This window comes from Pseudomonas sp. P135, from assembly GCF_020312125.1.
GTDB classification, from domain to species: domain Bacteria; phylum Pseudomonadota; class Gammaproteobacteria; order Pseudomonadales; family Pseudomonadaceae; genus Aquipseudomonas; species Aquipseudomonas fragariae.
In genome coordinates this window covers 22,636-39,830 of the sequence record NZ_JAGPYR010000005.1, presented here as the reverse complement: position 1 = coordinate 39,830, position 17,195 = coordinate 22,636, and the positions used below count along the sequence as shown (strand labels likewise).

Here is a 17,195-nt window from a genome sequence, read left to right as displayed (position 1 = left end):
GTCGGCGCTCTCGAACTTCAATGCGGAAGTTTAGATTCACCGGAGGCGATAAGCGTTTCTCTGATACTTGTCGCTCACTAAAACCTGCGGCTTTCTGCCAGTGCAGCGAGTTGCAGCGCCGTCGAGGAACTGTGATCGGGATTGGCGCTGATAGCGTCAATGTGAGTTCCTGATGCGGGTGAGGTGCCTGATTCAGATATAAGCATTCCTTATTGTCGATGACTCATGGACTATATGCCCATTTGGCTGCCTCTCTAAGGCAAGCGCTCGCATCTGCAGGAGCCCGTGAATGAACATCAAGATTGAGGCGCTGATCGCCCGGAAGATCGGTTTCGCCTCCCACCAGAACGCCGTACCGCTGGTACGTGAATTGAGTATCTGGAACCAGGAAGAAAGCGGTTTTGAAAACCTGACCCTGACCTTAAGCACCGACCCGGATTTCGTAGAGAGCCGCACTTGGCGTATAGACCGCATTCATGCCGGTGATCGCCTCAGCATTTCCGAGCGTGATATCAAGCTTAACGCAGGTTATTTGTCCGGGCTGACTGAAAGCCTCAGCGCTGACGTGGTGATGCGCCTTTCCCAGGGCGACAACGTACTCGTCGAGCAGCGCTTCCCGACAGAACTGCTGGCGCGCACAGAATGGGGCGGCTTGAGCGCCATGCCGGAGCTGCTTGCGGCTTTCTGCATGCCCAATGATCCCGCGGTGGATCGCGTACTCAAAGCGGCCTCACAGGTTTTGCGGCGCGCGGGCAAGAAAGATGGCATTGACGGCTATGAGAGCAAGTCGCGCACACGAACCTGGGAGCTTGCCTCTGCCATTTGGTCCGCAGTGTGCAGCTTTCAGTTGAGCTATGCATTGCCCCCGGCCAGCTTTGAGCAACAGGGCCAGAAGGTCCGGCCTCCGAGTGTGGTTCTGGAAAACGGCGTAGCGACCTGTCTGGACACTGCATTGCTGTTTGCGGCGGCGTTGGAGCAGGCAGGCTTGAATGCCCTGCTTATCATGACCAAGGGGCACGCATTCGCAGGCGTCTGGTTGCAGCCTCAAGAGTTTTCCCAATTGTTGACCGATGAGGCGTCGGCAGTACGCAAACGCCTGGATCTGAAGGAGATGGTGGTATTCGAAACCACCCTTTCTACACAAACACCTGCGCCGGGCTTTTCCCAGGCGATTACAGCCGCCGAGCGTCAGCTCGATGATGAGCAGTTCATCATGGCCATCGATTTGCACCGTGCCCGGATGCAGAAGATTCGTCCGATGGCGCTCGTCTCAGTCACCGAGGGATCGGATGAGACAGCCGATGCTCCACCCACTATTGAAGGGCTGGAGGAGGCTCCGGCGCTTCCGGGGTTCGATGTCGAAATTAATACTGACAGCGAAGGTCCGGCCGGCAAACTGACGCTGTGGCAACGTAAACTCCTCGATCTGACGACTCGCAATCGTCTCCTGCATCTTCCGGACAGCGCAAAGGGCGTGCGACTGATATGCCCGGATCCGGCAGTGCTTGAAGATCTGCTTTCCAGTGGCCAGCGCATTCGCATCGTGTCAGTACCTGACTTAAAAAGCAGTGGCCGGGATGTGGCCCTGTACGAGCAGCAGAATAATGAAAATCTGGTCGACGAAGTTGCTCGTCAGGCTCTGGCTCGCGGCGAAGTGCTCGCTACTCTGGAAAAGGTAAAACTTGAAGCAACCCTGATCGATCTGTTCCGCAAAGCGCGTAGCGATCTGGAAGAGGGCGGTGCAAACACGCTGTTTCTGGCCATCGGCTTTCTCAAGTGGAAGAAGAGTGCCGACGACCCGAAAACCTACTCCGCACCCCTGATTTTGCTGCCGGTAAAACTTGAACGTAAAAGTGCCTTGTCCGGGGTGACGCTCAGTCTTCTTGATGAAGAACCGCGTTTCAACCTTACGCTGCTTGAATTGCTGCGGCACGATTTCGAGTTGCTGATTCCCGAGCTGGATGGCGAACTACCCAGTGATGAAAGCGGCATTGATGTGACTGGCATATGGAACATGGTGCGGCGAGCAGTGCGTGACGTGCCAGGATTCGAGGTGAGCACCGAACTCGTTCTTGGCACCTTCTCATTTGCCAAATACCTGATGTGGAAAGACCTGAATGCCAACGCAGCACAGCTGCTGCAAAGCCCTTTGGTCAAGCATTTGCTGGCCCCCTCTGAGGAAGATGAGGGCTTCTCCGGCTCAGACGAGTTTCCAAGACCAGAGCAGCTGGACTCGTCAGTAACGCCCGCCATGCTTTTCGCTCCGTTGCCCGCCGACTCCTCGCAGTTATCTGCCGTGGTGGCATCTGCCGGTACTCACAGCTTTGTCATGGACGGGCCACCGGGAACCGGCAAGTCGCAAACCATTGCCAACATGATTGCCCACAATCTGGCCTTGGGTCGTCGCGTACTGTTCGTGGCAGAGAAGCGCGCAGCCCTGGACGTGGTTTACCGTCGCCTGGCAGAGAAGGGGCTTGGCGAGTTTTGCCTGGAGCTGCATTCAAGCAAGGCGTCCAAAGTTGAAGTGCTGAAGCAGTTGGACCGCGCCTGGGACGTCAGCGACGCATTGAGCGCCGAGGAATGGGAGCGTGAAGCCACTCGTTTGCAGACGCTGCGTTCGCGACTCAACGAACTGGTCGAGGTACTGCACCGACGCTGGAGCAACGGGCTCTCCCTACATCAGGCGATTGGTCGTGTGGTGCGTGATCATGGCCCTCAAACACCCAGGCTGAGCTGGCCATCAGGCACGCAACATGATGCTGACGAGTACAGCCAGTTGCTGGATCTGTCGCGTCGGTTAGGCTTGAACGGTGATGCCGCACGTAATCTGTCAGGCAAATTCGGCGCCTTGGCGCAGACCCAGTGGTCGAACGCCTGGCAGGCACACATTGCGAATGCCGCACGTGAGCTGCCGCAGGCCCTTGACGCGTTGAATGCGGCGAGTGAAAAGCTTCTTGGCCTGACGCACCTGAACTTGCCTGTAGCTGAAGTGGCGCAGGTTCAGCATCTTGATGAACTGGCGACTCTGGTCGTGGAGTCCTATGGACTGAACCTCTCATTTGCTTCTGCACCCGATGCCGTCGCGCGTATCGCAGCAGCCCGGCGCGCGTGCCAGTTAATCGAAAGCTATCGAGAGCTTGAGGAAGGTCTGTCGCTGGATTATGCAGACGAAGCCTGTCGTCGCATTCCCGTTGAGGCGATGCGCAGCGAATGGCGAGATGCCGAAGGAAAGTTCTGGTTCCTGGCGACTTTCGCCAAGAAAAAGGTCGCGAAGAAACTGGCCTCTTCAGGTGGCGCAGCAGGTCTGCCGGACACGCTTGGCGACCTGGCGATTTTCGAGCGCCTGCACGCGCAACTGAACGAACTGGATACATTGGCCGGTGGTCTGCAGTCGATCCCGGGCTGGCAAGGCCTGAGCAGTGACGTGTCACAGATATTTCGTGCAGCCTCGTTGGCCGAAAACCTGCGCGGGCTGATGAGCGGCCTGGCCGAATCACCGGACCACCTCGTTTCATTGCGCAGCGCAGTCGCACGCCTGGTCGTTGAGGCCAATGAAATGTTGGCGCCGGGCGGGCAAATCGGCGTCGCGTTATCAGCCTTGCAACAGGCTTTGTCTCGCTACGAAGACGCCGCTCGACTGTTTGCCGAATTGTCTGCAGCCGGTCCAGATACACAATCGAGCGTTGGCGCGTTGCGAGCTACTTCGCTGTCGATCCAGCAACAGGAGGAGCAACTCAAGGCATGGTGCGATTGGTGCCGGGTTCGCGAGCAGGCAGGTGAGGCTGGTTTGGCAAGTCTGGCCCGTGCTCTCGAGGCAGGGAGTCTGTCACCTGCTGCAAGCGAGGAAACCTTCATCACGGCCTATGCCCATTGGTTCGCCACGCAAGGCATAGACGGTGAACCGCTGTTGAGGAATTTCGTGGCTGCCGAACACATGAGCGACATCGGCGCTTTCGTTCGCCTGGACGACGAAATGGCGAAGCTGACAGTGCGTTATATCCGGGCGAAACTCTGTGGCCTGATCCCCTCCAAAAATGACATACCCAAGAGCAGCGGCTTTGCCATTCTCAAGCATGAATTGCAGAAGTCCCGCCGTCACAAACCTGTCAGGCAACTGGCTGTTGAAATGGGCGACGCGCTGAATCGTCTGGCGCCTTGCATGCTGATGAGCCCGCTGTCGATTGCGCAGTTCCTGCCCGCTGATCAACCGCCATTCGATCTGGTCATTTTCGACGAGGCTTCGCAGATCGCTCCATGGGACGCGATCGGTTCGATAGCTCGAGGCAGGCAAGTCGTTATCGCAGGCGACCCGCGTCAAATGCCGCCGACGAACTTTTTCAACCGTGGCCCGAATGCCAGCGACGACGATACCGCTGAAGACATGGAAAGTATTCTGGACGAGTGCCTGGGAGCAGGGGTGCCAAGTCACAGTCTGAGCTGGCACTACCGGAGTCGCCACGAAAGCCTGATTGCCTTCTCCAATCACCGTTACTACGACAGTAATCTCATCACCTTCCCGGCAGCAGAGACCCGCGCAAGTGCTGTGGAGTGGCGCCGGGTTGAAGGTGTTTATGCAAAGGGCAAAGGGCGCTACAACCAGGCTGAAGCCGAAGCCATTGTCAGCGAGACAGTCAAGCGCCTTACCGATCCCGCGTTCGTGGCTGCTGGCCACTCGATCGGTATCATCACGCTCAACGCTGACCAGCAAAAACTGATCAATGACCTGTTGGACAACGCCCGCAAGCAATACCCGCAGATCGAGCCGTTTTTTCAGGACACACAGACCGAGCCGGTGGTCGTCAAGAATCTGGAAACAGTCCAGGGTGATGAGCGCGATCTGATCATGCTCGGGATAGGCTACGGTCCTACCGAGCCGGGTGCGCAGGTCATGTCCATGAACTTCGGCCCCCTCAACAAGGACGGCGGCTGGCGCAGGCTGAACGTCGCCATCACACGGTCTCGCCGGGAAATGCTGGTGTTCTCATCCTTTGACCCGTCAATGATCGACCTGAACCGGACCAATGCCCGTGCAGTCCGTGATCTGAAGCATTTCATAGAATTCGCCCAGCGCGGACCAAAAGCCCTGGCCGAGGCGGTACAGGGCTCGGTCGGTGGTTATGACTCGCCGTTCGAGGAAGCAGTCGCTCAAGGGCTACGGCGCCTCGGTTGGCAAGTGATTCCGCAGATCGGAGTCTCTCGTTTCCGCATTGATCTGGGAGTTGTCCATCCGGATCGTCCGGGTGACTATCTGGCCGGCGTCGAATGCGATGGCGCTACCTATCACAGCGCCGCCACTGCCCGGGATCGGGACAAGGTCCGCGGAGCAATTCTCAGTGGCCTCGGCTGGAGTCTGGTGCGGCTATGGTCCACGGAATGGTGGGTGGACAAGGAAGGGGCATTGCAGAGGCTGAACGCAGCGTTGAACGATCTTTTGGCGCAATCCCGGGCAGAAACAGAGGACCATCGGATAACAGAGCCGCCAACGGCCGAGCCTGTCGTCATAGACTTTTCTAACGGTCCCCGCATCAGTGGCGAGTCATCTGAAGAACTGGCTGCCCCAATCAGTGAGTTGTCGGCGGAGACGGGTGAGATTCGCATAGCGCGGTCTCATGGCCTTCCACCTGAGGCAGGGGGGCAGAAGGGCATCTATCGCATAGCCGACCTTTCTGCCCTTGCGCCATTGATCCAGGCCGACCAGTTTCACCTGCCTGGTTACACGCCGGTACTTCGCCAGCTCATTGAAGAGGTGCTGCGCCAGGAAGCGCCGATTCTCGATGCAGTTTTAGTCCAGCGCATTGCGCGTGTACATGGTTTCCAACGGTCGGGGCGGCTTATCAGAGACCGCGTGCTGGAGTTGGCGGAACAGCACCATTATGTCCAGCAAGCGGGGTTTGACGAGGTATTCGTCTGGCACGCGGAGGGCGACGTGGCCGGATGGACGACGTACCGGATTCCGGCCTCAAGCGAGGACACACGAGCCATAGAAGAGGTTGCTGCTGAAGAATTAAGCATTGCAGCGGCGAATGTCGATGCCGAAGACAAGGCCCTGGAGGTTGCTCGACTGTTCGGTATAAAGCGCCTCACAGGACCTGCGCGTGAACGGATGGAGCGAATCTTCAGTGCATAAAGCTAGCGCCCCGCTGATGGGGCGCTAAAGCGCCCGCCGAAGCGTGATCCGGGTCAATTCCGAAGGTTTGCCAAGACGAATGGCAAACCCCGGCCAGAGTGCGGTGCCGTTGTTGACGTACAGTTGCATCCCGCCCACCTCATAAAGCCCCGACACAAATCCGCCGTTGGCCAGGGCCAGCAGCCAGTGAAGGCCAAAGATCATGCCGCCATGGGTATGCCCGGAGAGTTGCAGCGCTACGCCGTGGGTCGCTGTTTCCTCCGCGTTTCTGGGTTGATGGTCGAGCAGGATGATCGGAGTGTCTTTCGCGATGCCTGCTATGGCTTTCTGCAGATCTGGCGCAGGGAAGCCGGTTTTCGGCGCCGTGACATCAGTGACGCCGGCCAGAGCGATGCGCGCACCGTCGTGCTCGATCAGCGTGTGGCTGTTGGCGAGCGGGATCATGCCCAGAGAGACGAAGTGCTGCATCCACGCCTGGTTATCAAAAAAGTACTCATGATTGCCGGGAATGACGTACACGCCGTCCGGCGCACGCAAATCGCGCAGGGCCTCGATATCCTGCTTCCGGTTGCTCAGCGAGCCGTCAATGAGATCGCCGGTGATGACGATCAGATCGACACCCAGCGCATTTGATTGCTTGACGACCTCACGCGTCCACGGCGCATCGAACAGACGACTGATGTGCATGTCCGTCAGTTGCAACACTTTATAGCCGTCGAATTGCGGAGGCAGGTTTTTAATCGCGATCTGGATGTCTTTCACCGGCGGCAGGCGCACGGCCTGCTGGACACCGACTGCCGCCAGCACCAGAGCTGCCACACCGATGAAGTACCGCAGATTGGCCGGAATGCTCAGCGTCTGCCAGCGCACCAGCATCGTCAGCAATGTGCCGATGTCGACAATGATTTGCAGTACCGCCAGCAACAGGATCGCGCCGAACGCCCAGTTGAACAGCATCACGATGTAGCGTGGAAACTCCGGCGAGAACACGCTGCCGGAGGAAAACCGGCAATACAGATGGTATTGCGAGGCAAGGACAAGCAGCACCGCAACGGCGATTTTCGCCGATAACGCCCAGGGCATCGGCCATAGGAATCGGGCGATGACGTACAGGCAGGGCATGCTGAACATGACGTGAAACATTAACGTGCTCCGTTGGCGATATCGATGAAGTGGATAACTGCGTGAGGGGCACGGGCAGTAATGAGGTCGAACTATTCGTACTGCAGCGTATTGCCGGGCCGGGGTGCCAAAGATCATCGTACCGAGGCAGAATTCCGACACAAGCAGACCTGAGCTGCCAAGTTTCTGGTAATGAGCGGCGATTGTCGAGCCATGCTTGAACGTGTCGATATATCGGCAGGCACCCACATCGATAGCGCTGAGCAGGTATCGTGCAGGCGACACGCTGCAGAACACGCGGCCCGAGCCAATCGCCGGACCGGGGCAGACTATCGTGGCGCCGCGCCTGGTGAGCCTCATCATCCGGGATGTTCAAATCCAGCGTGGCAGATACGGCCCCAGACAATTACCAGAGCGCATTCCCATGTCCGAAAGCGTGGGTGAGGTCATCGCGGTAGGCGAGGGCGTCAGCCAGGTCAAACCGGCTGAACTCGTTTTGTGTCTGGGGACCGGCGGAGTGGCGCTGGCTGAGTTCTTATTCAAGCCATCGAGGCCAATGGAATTGCAACGGTAGTCGCCAGGACATTCAAATTCGCCGATGCCCCCGAGGCCTACGCGTATTTCGCTGCCGCGCAGCACATCGGCAAGGTATTGATCGAGTTTGAACAGGGGTGAGGTCACCGCGCCGTAGTTGAACCTATAGCGAAAGGCTTACACGAGCCGGAGTGGATCAGCCCTGTACGACTCGCTCGCGAAGTAGCAATCTATACCCATCAACCGTTGCGCAGGAGGCGCTTCGGAGGTCAAGGATGATCACCATTGCCGGGATGGCTACTGACAGGATGTTGGAATGGTATTGATAGAAAAACGACCCGCTTCGGCGGGTTTTTTTATGGGCGCAAGGAATGGCGATGCGCACATGCCTGAACAGGGTGGTCGTTTACACTCGACGTTGATCAGTCGAGCGATGCGGTGATGATCTCTGGCATACGCCCGATGGCGCGGCGGTCGCGGTCGCGACGGGTATCAACCGATCTACAGACCGTACCGCTGCATGGCGGGAGAATCCCCGAACGTGGAACAGCAATTGGACGCCTTCTGCTCAGACAGCTGCCTGAAACATCTCTACAGGGATGGAGTGCTGCACGTGATGCTCGGCATGCAACCAGCGAAGTAGCGCACTGCGACCGGCGATGCCCATTTTTACCGCCGCGCGTTTGAAGTAGCTTTCCACCGTGCTGACTTTCAAATCAAGCCTGTCCGCCAGTTGCGGTACTGTGAGACCGGCCAGCAGACCGACACACACTTCGGTTTCGCGCGAAGACAGGCTCAGTGCAGAGGCCTCGAGGCGACCGAGGAAACGCTGACGCAGGCCTTCCATGGCATCTTTGTTTTTCAGGCTTTTTGTGACAGGCGAGGGGATTGTCGAAATAAGGGTAGGCGTCACAGTCGCGATATGCTGCTTCACAATGGGCAACACGACCCAGGACAGGTCCTTGAGACGGGCGCGCTCCTGACTGGTGAATGCCTTGGCAGAGGGTGACCGATAAACCGACAGTACATATTCACCCTTGCCCGGGTAGGCGAGATGTACCTGGGGGAGAGATGCATGAGGGTGCAGCTCACCTGGCTTCTCCTGCGCGTTGTAGGCGGGTGACTCGAACCTGATGGATCTGTCGACGCGAGTGTCTGCCAGCTCCGTCGGGCTCAACAGAACAGGCTCCAGACGTCTGCTGTCGATCCCTGGGTTGAGCACCTGGTGCAGATTTCCACCAAAGACACCGATGGCGTGAGTGCCGGTTACTTCATTCGTAGATCGACTGAGTCCCTGAATGACATGGGTCGCATCCACGGGCAGCGAAGCGGTAATCATCTCGTGGAGCAAGCGGGCGAACTGACGGCTTCCAATACCGGAGATCACTTTGCCGAGATGCGGGAAAAGCTGTTGCATGTTCATCGGGGTTCCTTTTTCCGTTTATAAAGAGACACGCCAAGGCGCAGCCTTGATTCAGCAGATGAATAAGTAAGTGTTTTGTATTCTTTGAGTCCTGTGGGCAAACAGGTTGTATGTAGATCGTCATACAAAGTTTATAAAGGTTCAGCAATAGGTTGAAAGTTAAATAGGAACGGTGTCCAGGAGCGTACAATAATAAAAAGTCAAGCGCGTTACGAAAAGCGAGAACGCTAACCCTACACACTGCACTGTTTAACAGTGGCGACTTTTATCGATTTTTATTGAGTTTGGCATTTCCTGCACGCCTCCGGGAAATGCGAATCACTCTGGATAACTAGCGGACTGGCTGATGACAGTCGCCCTGGAGGGCGCCACCCTGCAGCCTGAAGTGGCGGTGTAAAAGCAGGCAGTAACGTTGGCATGACGATCAACTCCTATCCCTATCCATGTTGTCGGCGTATGCGCACGGGGCGTGGCGATACGGGTCGTGCAGCACCGTTTTTTATATTAAGGTGATCATATAGGTCACAAAAAGCTTGAATTAAGCTACGCTGACCGTTATGACCGAATACTAACCATATAGTTCATGTTTCACGCCTGAATTGCAATGAAAAAAGATTAATCGAAAAGAGAGGTATCTCACACTACTGCTTCTATAGGGCTGCGTGTCATTCCGCGTCGCATTACTGGATGTGCTGCGCATCGGGAAGAAGCGCGTGAGTGCCCCGGCGCGTCGCGACCTACTATTTATTGGGCTGGATAGCAAGTGAATAAGCCCTTGCGTTAGTGCATAGGAAATGCGAGCAATAACACCCTTCATCAGGACGCGCTTGTTTTCTATTTTATTTTATGTTGGTTTCTCTACAAGCCATTGTTTAATTCTGTTTGCCGCAGAACAGTAGATTCAGTCTGTTTAGCCGATGGATGGCCCGTTGGCTGACAGTGCGGCCGGGTAGCGTCGTCTCGGAGCTGCCTGGGCCGACCGCCTGGTGCAGATTGACTTCAGCCGCCAGTCGATCGAACGGCTAACAACGCTCTGCGGTGGAGGCTGGCTCACGCTATTTGAGATACGCCTGTCATCCACTTGACCAAACCGTGTCGCCCCTTCACGCCAAGTTTCGCTCCGGCGCGCTTGAGGTAGGTCTCGATAGAGCTGTTCTTGACGTGCAGCTTGTCAGCCAGCTCTGGAACCGTCGCACCCGCCAAAATGCCAAGGCAGATTTCTTTTTCACGCAATGACAACCGGACCTCCGACTGGCTCAGCTTTTCGTTGAATTCACGGTGAAGCTGCTGGCCGCCCTGTGTAATGGCTTCGTTGTCAGCGTGCGCATTGCACAAGGTACGGGTCGTCTGGGCATGTCGCTCCAGCAGGGGCAGCAATGCCTCTGAAAAATTTTTCAAGAACGATAATTCGTGAAGTGAAAAGTCACGTTGGTGCTGATCGCGGTGCAAGGAAATGACATAGCGCCTGTTCGACTTGCGCGACACGAGATTGCAGTGATACGTACCCGACGAACCAGAGCTGGCCTGTCCAACGCTGCAGAGTGGTTTCAGATGAACGAGCAGAAAGTCGTCCACATTGAGCATTCGAGCGAGCAGCATCTCCTGGTTCTGCGACACAGTCAGGCTCATCGGTTTGTGATCGGCGTTCTCTTGCCCCAGAGGCTGGATGCTGATAACGCTTCCTTCATTCTCGTCGATCGTCCATTCGCTCAGGTCAAGGAAATCGATGGGGACGGTGGCCGCGATGATTTGATACATGTTCGCAGCGAATCCTGCATCACCCACACTTGCGATTAACTTCCCCAGTTCCAAAAAATACGCTGACTGATTTCCCGTCATTTGTAGATTGGCTTCCATTACACATTTGCCCCCATGGCGTTAGTCTCCAGCCGAACCAAAAGCAACCTCGCATACAGGGCAGCCCTCTTATTGCCTAGTAATGAGTATACTGTCTGATTGTAGGACAATATTACTAGCGCCTTAAAGAATTTACACATAGGGACCCTGCTCAGTCTGTAGGGGAAAAGGGGGACAAACGTCTCGCTACAGGCCGGTTCGCCAGCGCCCACTGTGTTCACCTAGTACTTGGCAAAAACCATAAGAGGACATTCAGTGCAACGTCTCAGAATAAAAGATCTTTTACGGCTGGCCGTTTCGAAACATCACCGGTGCAACTACTCAGGCACGACGTTTACAGCGACATACATGACGGGCCGGGTGTCTCGAAAATAAAGTTTTCACGCCTGCGCTATTGCCTCTCGCGGCCGCTGTAGCGTGCTCAAAATATATTTCGCTTTTGCGTTTCAGACACAGCCGTCCGGCGGCACCGTCCACAGTGCCCGCACAGGAATCGGTTCTCGTCCAGGCCGCCATCCGGAAAAGCCGGATAGAGCAATCGGCGACGCCCCGCGACAATGTCCCGGAATGCGGGGACAGACGCACACAGGCCCTGATGTTTCCATTAGTACATGGCTGCAGGATGAACGCCTGCCTCGCAGGACAGCTGTAGTATCGAAGTAGAGACTCTCATGTACGCCCTTTATTTAAGTGTTGATCCGTTGATTCATCCGAGATCCGGGACGCCCATTGAGCGGGGAATACCGTGAGCATGGTCGGCTTTTTCCGGAAATTGAATGTCCGCAAAATCCTTTTGAGAATCGTCCTGATCGATCTGACGGTTTCGCTGGCAGGCTATGCCTTCTATAAGGGCGCCAGCGGAGAAGAAGAGACTGCCTTTCTATCAGCCGCAGCAGAAGTTACGGACATTGAGTACGCCGTATCCGCACAGGGTGTGCTTCAGGGGCGTAATCAAGTGGACGTTGGCGCCCAGGTTTCCGGGCAATTGCAGTCCCTGAAAGTCAAACCAGGTGACCAGGTCAAAAAAAACCAGCTGTTGGCAGAGATCGATCCACTGCCCGCCAGAAATGCTCTGCGCCAGGCGGTTGTCAAGATCGAACAACTCACGGCTGAGCGGGACGCGACACTGCACAGGTTGAAACTTGCCGAGTCGAATGATCGTAGATATCAGGAATTGGGCGCTACGACGGCGGTTTCCAAAGCGGATCAGGACAAGGCCCGATTCGAGCTGGAGACCCAACGCGCCAACCTGGTGTCGCTCACCGCACAATTACACACGGCCCGCGTGCAGGAAGAAGCCGCACGCATCAAACTCGACTACACACGAATCTTCGCACCAATGGATGGTCAGGTCCTCGCCATCGTCACTCAGGAGGGCCAGACAGTCATTGCAGACCAGACGGCACCGGTCATTCTGAAGATGGCGCAACTCGACACCATGACCGTGAAGGCGCAGGTTTCCGAAGCCGACGTGCTCAAGATCAAACCCGGTCTTGCGATTTACTTCACTATCCCGGGCGATCCTGACACACGCTATAACGCCACCCTCAAGGCGATCGAGCCGGGTCCTGTGGACGCTGCAAGCCAGACCGGAGCAACAGCCGAAAGCGGCAAAGCCGTCTTCTACAACGCTCTTTTCGATGTCCTCAACCTTGAAAACCGCTTCTACATCAACATGACCGCTAACGTGCGAATTGTGCTGGAGGCGAAGGAGGGCGTATTAACGATCCCTGTCGCCGCACTGGGTGATCGGCGGGACGACGGCACCTACAGTGTAAGGGTGCTGGGTGAAGGTAACGAGATCAGAACAGCCTACGTAGGGCCGGGTATCAATAACCAGGTCAGGGTCGAAATACGTTCGGGGCTTAAAGCCGGCGACAGAGTGGTCATCGGAGAGCGGGGCGGTGTGGAAGGTGTTTAAGGGTAGAACGAGGATGTATTGGCAATAAGCGATCAAGGACAGTTTTCAGCCGACGTCAAATCGATAACGCACACCTTGCAAGCGTCTGATCAATGAAATGGGCGTACGTTTAGAAATAAGGTCACTAGCGGATTAACAATCGGTGCCCGCTTCAGGGAATTCCTGAAGGTGTAAGCGCTGGCCCATGCGCCTGTCGTTTTAATGTTTGAAAACCTGGTGAATTGGAAAACTATTTTGGAGTACAGGGCATGACCATGTATTACGTTGCAATTGCAATGCTCACCGTGCTGCTGGTGCCGGGGCCGACCAATTCGCTGCTGCTGCAGTCCGGGATCAGTCGTGGCCTGAGTACGTATTCGCTGAAGCTGGTCGCTGCCGAATGGGCGGCTTATGTGATTCAGATTAGCGCGTGGGGGTTATCCATTGATGCTCTGATCGAACACTATGGTTGGGTGGTGGTGACGACCAAGGTTCTGGCCGTGATGTTCCTGTTCTACATTTCCCTGAAACTGTGGTTTTCGATTCACCAGGACCCCGACGGAAAGCCCTCTCCGATTTCGGTCTCCGCGTTGTTTTTGGCAACACTCAACAATCCGAAAGGGCTGTTTTTCGCCACACTCATAGCCCCCGCAGGGACGTTTTTGCACGTGGAAAGCTACCTTTCATTCATGACAGTTTTTTCCCTCGTGGTTCTTCCTGTCGGTATGACATGGGTTGCGCTGGGTGCCATTTTTGGTCGAAAACTACCGTCGATAATAGCGGGCAATCGAGTCAATCGATTGGTTTCACTGATCATCGGACTGTTCGCGATTATTGCTTTGTATAATGTCGCTGCAACAACGATTTTCACCTGAGCAGCCCCCCGTTAGTGCTCCGTCACTGCGCCGCCTTTTAAATATGTATCTAACGTTGATTGTGCTTATGTGGTTAGTCACTGTTGGAGTCGTCACGTGAGCTATCGAGACATAGTGCTCAGTGACGAGGAACAAGTCGAGTTGAGTCAACGATTGAAGTCAGCGACGATCAGCCCTCGCGAAGGCCGCCGGGCGCAGGTGATTTTGCTCGCTGCACAAGGCTGTTCTCGTACCGAGATTGCCAGGTTGACCGGGCTATCGGTTGTTTCAGTCACCCGCTGGTGCAAGCGTTTTCGAGAGCTACGCCTGTCAGGCCTGGTGGATCTTCCTGGACGAGGCCGCAAGGCATCCCTGCCAGCCGAAGCCTTGAAACAAACCCTTGATGAAGTCACCCAGCCGCGTATCGGCCACGCCCGATGGAGCTGTAGAAGCATGGCGAAACTGGTCGGCATATCGCCAGCCAGCGTCCAGCGCATATGGGCCGCCAACGACATAAAGCCGCACCTGACGCACACGCCAAAACTATCCAGCGATTCGGGTATTGAAGAGGAATCCGGGGAGGTTGGTGTAGGTATATCCGGAACGCCCGAATAAGGCGTTGGCGTTTTGTTGTAATGAGCAACGCCAGTCCCGGGCTTTGGAGTACCCCGGCCCGGGCTCTTGAGGTTTTACCTGTCCGATCAAGTACCGCATGGCAAACTGAATTACCTGCAGGGCGCTTGATCAGATCCATTGAGGGCCGGTATCAGCCATGGCTGAAATGCCTGAACTGAATACCGGCGCGCAAGTGCTTGCTGATGCGACGCAACCCGCCAGGCCGGGTTGCTCTCAACCATGATTGGGCATTGGCTCGCGGCGCGCAGGAATCAGATCCCGCTCCGAATAAAAGCCCTGCACCAGGCGATTCTTTGACCGGTACTCACACAGCACGAGCAGAGTGTCCGGGAGCGGGGTAACCGCGGGTTCATGCTTGACCACCATGATTCTGCCGCCCGAGCGAAGGCGTACATGTGCTCCAGGTTCGAATATGCCCATCTTCAGTTCCTCACAAAGGTGTTGATGTACGCTCTGTCCAACCGCCGCCCAGCGCCTTGTAGAGATTGACTTCGGCGGTCAGTTGCGACAGTCGGTCGGTGATCAGGGTTTGTTGAGCGCTGAATAAAGAGCGTTGGGCGTCGAGGAGTGTCAGGCTGCTGTCGACTCCAATGCGGTAACGTCGTTCGGCAAGGCGGTAATACTCCTGGTTGGCCTGTACAAGATCGCTCTGCGCCTTCAGCTGATGCTTGTAGGTCTGACGCGCTGCCAGACCATCGGCGACCTCCTGAAAGGCGGTCTGTATCGATTTTTCGTACTTAGAAACGCTTATATCCTTCTGGATTTTCGAATAATCCAGGCTCGCTCGCAGACTGCCGGCGTTGAAAATCGGGATATCGATCTGCGGTGAAAACACCCAGCCTCCCGAACCGCCTTTGAACAAGCCGGACAGTTCGGTGCTGGATGTACCGGCGTTGGCCGTCAGGGTAATGCTCGGGAAGAATGCCGCTCGCGCAGCACCGATGCTGGCGTTGGCCGACTGCAACTGGTATTCGGCTTCAAGAATGTCCGGGCGTCGTTGCAGCAGATCAGAAGGCAGCCCCGCCGGCACTTCAGCGAGCCATTCGGAGGACAACGGACGGCTGGGCGCGCTGTCCGCAACCTCCGTGCCCACCAGTAAAGTCAGGTTATTGAGGTCCTGAGCGGCCTGGCGCTGGAACGTCGCCAGACTTGCCCGTGCGCTCTCCACCGATGTGCGCGACTGGGCCAGGTCCAGTGACGAAGAAGCGCCGACTTGCTGGCTGCGAGTGGTCAGCTTCAGGCTCTTTTCGTAGGACATCAGCGTGTCCTGAGTCAAGGCCAATAGCTCCTGGTCGGCACGCCAGGTCAGGTAGGCAGTGGCGACACTCGCCACCAGGCTTAGTTGGGTGCTGCGCCGGGCCTCTTCGCTGGACAAATAGGTGAGCGAGGCCTGATCGCTGAGACTGCGTATGCGTCCGAACAAATCAAGCTCGTAAGAGCTGATACCCAGCGTTGCCGAATAAGTACCGCTGGTCACCGGGCCGCCGGTCTGCGTGATACTGGCGGGCTGGCGTTGCCGGGTACCGCTGCCTGTGGCGCTGATCGCGGGAAACAGATCGGCGCGCTGAATGCGGTATTGCGCTTGATAGGCCTCGACGTTGAGCGCTGCAACGCGCAAGTCACGATTGTTGAGCAGGGCGCTTTCGATAAGCTGTTGCAGCGTCGGGTCGCGGAACAGGTCACGCCAGCCCATGTCCGCCGCCAGCGGACCAGAGAGTGCTGGCGCATAGGCTGAGGATTGTGGGTAGTGCGCGGCAACCGGTGCCGCCGGGCGCTGATAGTCCGGAATCAACGAGCAGCCGCTCAAGGACAGTGCCGTAAACAGCCAGGGGCCAATTGATCTGTTCATTCTGCGCCTATCATCCATTTGGCCAGTCCATGTCGACCGCTGATGCCCAGCTTGGCGGCGGAACGTTTCAGGTAGGTTTCGATGGAACTGCTCTTGACGCAGAGTTTTTCGGCGATCTCAGGGACTGTGCCGCCCGCGAGGAATTCCAGACAGGCCTCCTTCTCGCGTGCCGATAGCGAGACGTCGCAGGCAAGCAAGCGTTCGTTGAACTCGCGTTGCAGGTACTTGTACTCAATGGGAACCGAGCCGTGAGACAGCATGCCACCAGCGTTTTTCATACCGGATTGGCGATGTACGCGGGCATGCCGTTCCGACAAAGGCAACAGGGCCTCCGAGAGGTATTTCAAAAAAGACAGCTCTTGCAACGAGTAATCCTTGTCAGCTTGCGGACGGTGCAGTGAGATCACACAACAGCGATTGGCCTTGCGCGAAATCATGCTGCACTGGTGGGAGGTTCCGAGACAGTCATTGCCTTGCTGGTTTTTCATCCGGGCGTTCAGGTGAATCAGCAGGTCGTCGTCTACCTCCAGCACGCGCTTGACCAGTGGATGGTCGCTGCGGTGTCTGGCACGGGTCGGACACACCGTTTGCATCTGCGGATTCAACTCAGCGCCCGCGTAGCCCAGCAGCTGTACATCGGTCACCGTCGCCTGACTGTCATCAACGGTCCACTCGCTCAGTTCCACACGGCTTACAGCCAGCGATGTATTGATTAACTGGTACATGTTGCTCAGAAACATGTCATCTCCGACGCTAGACACCAGCTTCCCGAGTTCCAGATAAATGTGCGTTTTCACTTCATCTTTGGCATTCACTTGTCGGTTCATATGTCCATTCCTGAAGATCAGAAGTTGCGTGCAATTCTGTCGACCAGACTGTGAATTCCGCCCTCA

10 protein-coding genes and 1 pseudogene are annotated in these 17,195 nt (G+C 56.4%); 6 read left to right on the top strand and 5 right to left on the bottom strand.

Annotated features, from left to right (window positions below):
• Positions 1 to 289 precede the first annotated feature (289 nt).
• Positions 290 to 6,127 carry a DUF3320 domain-containing protein gene (locus KBY08_RS09165; protein WP_111522170.1) on the top strand — a complete coding sequence of 1,946 codons (5,838 nt, stop codon included), beginning with the start codon at positions 290 to 292 and terminating at the stop codon, positions 6,125 to 6,127.
• 24 nt (positions 6,128 to 6,151) lie between these two features.
• On the opposite strand, the gene KBY08_RS09160 is transcribed toward KBY08_RS09165, so the two are convergent.
• A complete protein-coding gene (locus KBY08_RS09160; RefSeq protein ID WP_111522169.1) occupies positions 6,152 to 7,270 on the bottom strand; it encodes a metallophosphoesterase in 1,119 nt (372 codons plus the stop codon).
• Between the two features lie 202 nt (positions 7,271 to 7,472).
• Here KBY08_RS09160 and KBY08_RS26735 point away from each other — a divergent pair, with 202 nt between their 5' ends.
• Both KBY08_RS26735 and KBY08_RS26730 read left to right on the top strand, forming a co-directional pair.
• Complete coding sequence (locus KBY08_RS26735) at positions 7,473 to 7,823, top strand: alcohol dehydrogenase catalytic domain-containing protein (protein ID WP_371834292.1); 351 nt, start codon at positions 7,473 to 7,475, stop codon at positions 7,821 to 7,823.
• Positions 7,787 to 7,924: a zinc-binding dehydrogenase gene (locus tag KBY08_RS26730; protein ID WP_225651143.1), complete on the top strand. Its 138-nt coding sequence runs from the start codon at positions 7,787 to 7,789 to the stop codon at positions 7,922 to 7,924. The genes KBY08_RS26735 and KBY08_RS26730 overlap by 37 nt, the downstream gene beginning before the upstream one ends.
• A 427-nt stretch (positions 7,925 to 8,351) precedes the next feature.
• Here KBY08_RS26730 and KBY08_RS09150 read toward each other — a convergent pair whose 3' ends face one another.
• Positions 8,352 to 9,206, bottom strand: a complete 855-nt coding sequence (locus KBY08_RS09150) for a helix-turn-helix transcriptional regulator (protein WP_110392563.1) — start codon at positions 9,204 to 9,206, stop codon at positions 8,352 to 8,354.
• A 1,050-nt stretch (positions 9,207 to 10,256) separates the two neighbouring features.
• Positions 10,257 to 11,045, bottom strand: coding sequence for a helix-turn-helix transcriptional regulator (locus KBY08_RS09145; protein WP_024638706.1), 789 nt, complete (start codon positions 11,043 to 11,045; stop codon positions 10,257 to 10,259).
• 763 nt (positions 11,046 to 11,808) lie between these two features.
• On the opposite strand from KBY08_RS09145, the gene KBY08_RS09140 reads away from it, so the two are divergent.
• From KBY08_RS09140 to KBY08_RS09130, 3 genes and pseudogenes are all read left to right on the top strand, one after another.
• A complete protein-coding gene (locus KBY08_RS09140) occupies positions 11,809 to 12,984 on the top strand; it encodes an efflux RND transporter periplasmic adaptor subunit (RefSeq protein ID WP_024641218.1) in 1,176 nt (391 codons plus the stop codon).
• A gap of 248 nt (positions 12,985 to 13,232) precedes the next feature.
• Positions 13,233 to 13,838, top strand: coding sequence for a LysE family translocator (locus tag KBY08_RS09135; protein ID WP_024641217.1), 606 nt, complete (start codon positions 13,233 to 13,235; stop codon positions 13,836 to 13,838).
• Between the two features lie 96 nt (positions 13,839 to 13,934).
• A pseudogene (locus KBY08_RS09130) lies at positions 13,935 to 14,605 on the top strand (helix-turn-helix domain-containing protein); the annotation flags it as partial.
• Between the two features lie 278 nt (positions 14,606 to 14,883).
• Here KBY08_RS09130 and adeC read toward each other — a convergent pair.
• Both adeC and KBY08_RS09115 read right to left on the bottom strand, forming a co-directional pair.
• Complete coding sequence (adeC, locus tag KBY08_RS09120; protein WP_111522168.1) at positions 14,884 to 16,302, bottom strand: AdeC/AdeK/OprM family multidrug efflux complex outer membrane factor; 1,419 nt, start codon at positions 16,300 to 16,302, stop codon at positions 14,884 to 14,886.
• Positions 16,299 to 17,129, bottom strand: a complete 831-nt coding sequence (locus KBY08_RS09115) for a helix-turn-helix transcriptional regulator (RefSeq protein WP_111522167.1) — start codon at positions 17,127 to 17,129, stop codon at positions 16,299 to 16,301. Before KBY08_RS09115 ends, adeC begins: the two co-directional genes overlap by 4 nt.
• Positions 17,130 to 17,195: the final 66 nt, after the last annotated feature.

What these genes read in the sequence shown, in the direction of transcription:
- KBY08_RS09160 (WP_111522169.1), bottom strand. Translation starts at nt 7,270, where the DNA reads ATGTTTCACGTCATGTTCAGCATGCCCTGCCTGTACGTCATCGCCCGA.
- KBY08_RS09115 (WP_111522167.1), bottom strand. Translation starts at nt 17,129, where the DNA reads ATGAACCGACAAGTGAATGCCAAAGATGAAGTGAAAACGCACATTTAT.
- KBY08_RS09135 (WP_024641217.1), top strand. Translation starts at nt 13,233, where the DNA reads ATGACCATGTATTACGTTGCAATTGCAATGCTCACCGTGCTGCTGGTG.
- KBY08_RS09165 (WP_111522170.1), top strand. Translation starts at nt 290, where the DNA reads ATGAACATCAAGATTGAGGCGCTGATCGCCCGGAAGATCGGTTTCGCC.
- KBY08_RS09145 (WP_024638706.1), bottom strand. Translation starts at nt 11,045, where the DNA reads ATGACGGGAAATCAGTCAGCGTATTTTTTGGAACTGGGGAAGTTAATC.
- adeC (WP_111522168.1), bottom strand. Translation starts at nt 16,302, where the DNA reads ATGAACAGATCAATTGGCCCCTGGCTGTTTACGGCACTGTCCTTGAGC.
- KBY08_RS09150 (WP_110392563.1), bottom strand. Translation starts at nt 9,206, where the DNA reads ATGAACATGCAACAGCTTTTCCCGCATCTCGGCAAAGTGATCTCCGGT.